The sequence below is a fragment of the Amycolatopsis sp. NPDC051716 genome (assembly GCF_040681595.1).
Lineage (GTDB): Bacteria > Actinomycetota > Actinomycetes > Mycobacteriales > Pseudonocardiaceae > Amycolatopsis.
Map to the genome: position 1 here is coordinate 1 of NZ_JBFAZA010000100.1, position 1,490 is coordinate 1,490.

The following is a 1,490-nucleotide window of genomic DNA, read 5'->3' on the forward strand; positions in this document are numbered from 1 at the left end:
GTGACTGTTCAGGTCGTTTCTGGGCTGTGAACGGGACTGTGGGATGATCTTGTTGTGGGGGAAGGTGTTCGTCCGTCGTATGATGAGCTGGCCGCGCTGGTCGCAGCGCAGGCGGTGGAGCTCGCGCGTGCGCGGGAGGAGATCACCGCGTTGCGAGGCGAGGTCGCGCAGCTGAAACGCCGTCTCGGGATGAATTCGGGTAACTCGTCGATGCCGCCGTCGTCGGACCGGTTCAGCAAACCGGCACCGAAGTCGTTGCGCGGCAAGACCAGCCGCAAGCAGGGAAAGCAGCCGGGAGCGCCGGGGGCGAGCCTGGCGCTGGTCGAGGACCCCGACCAGGTCGTGGATCATGTGCCGTCGTCGTGTTCGGGCTGCGGGGCCGGGCTGCGCCGCCGCGACGAGGTCGGAGTGACCCGCCGGCAGGTGGTGGACCTGCCCGAGGTGCGCCCGGCAGTGACCGAGCACCGCCTGCACCGGCTGCGGTGCCACGGCTGCCGTCAGGTCACCACCGCGCCTGCCCCGGCTGAGGCGACCGCACCCGCCTGTTACGGGCCGAACGTGACCGCGCTCGCGGCATATCTGCTGACCTACCAGCACATCCCAGTCGCCAGGACTGCGCAGCTGCTGGCTGATGTGCTGGGGTTGCCGGTGTCGACCGGCTGGGTCGCCGGTGTCCTCACCCCGGTAGCCACCCACCTCGAGGGATTCGCCGCGCAGGTCGAACAGGCGCTGCGGGCAGCGCCGGTGGCGCATTTCGACGAGACTGGCATCCGCGTCGCAGGGAAGAACTGGTGGCTGCACGTCGCCTGCACCCCACACCTGACCGCATATCTGCCGCACCGCCAGCGCGGCGGTGAGGCCATGGACGCGTTCGGGATCCTCAACTACTTCCGCGGTGTCGCCGTCCACGACGGCCTCATGTCCTACCAAGACTTCGGGCGCAACCACGCCCGCTGCAACGCCCACCACCTACGCGAACTGGTCGCAGCCGGCGAAGCCCACCCCGAACACACCTGGCCCAGGATCGCCATCAAGGCTCTCGAAGCACTCAACACCGCCGCCCATGCCGCGAGAGACGCCGGCCGGAACGCGATCCCCGCGCATATTCTCGATCCGCTGATCTCCCGGTTCGTCCGCACCGTCCACCTCGGCCTGCTCCTGCACCCACCGGACCGAAGCCGCAAGCAAAGCAAGACCCGCAACCTGCTGGTGCGCCTACGCGACTACCAGCACCAAGTGCTGCTCTTCGCCCGCGACCTCACCGTCCCGTTCACCAACAACCAAGCCGAACGTGACCTGCGAATGATCAAGGCACAACTGAAAATCTCCGGCGGCTGGCGCACCCCACACGGCGCCCACGCCTGGCTACGAGTCCGCGGCTACATCTCCACCGCCCGCAAAAACGGCCTGCATATCATTACCGCGCTGCGTGACGCCATCACCGGAAACCCTTGGCTGCCAACGAACACCGAAATGGCCTGAACAGTTAC

At 67.4% G+C, this 1,490-nt stretch carries 1 protein-coding gene; it reads left to right on the forward strand.

Annotated features, from left to right (window positions below):
- Positions 1-54: 54 nt before the first annotated feature.
- On the forward strand, positions 55-1,482 hold the full coding sequence (locus tag AB0M30_RS47655; protein ID WP_364599319.1) for an IS66 family transposase: 1,428 nt from the start codon (positions 55-57) through the stop codon (positions 1,480-1,482).
- Positions 1,483-1,490: the final 8 nt, after the last annotated feature.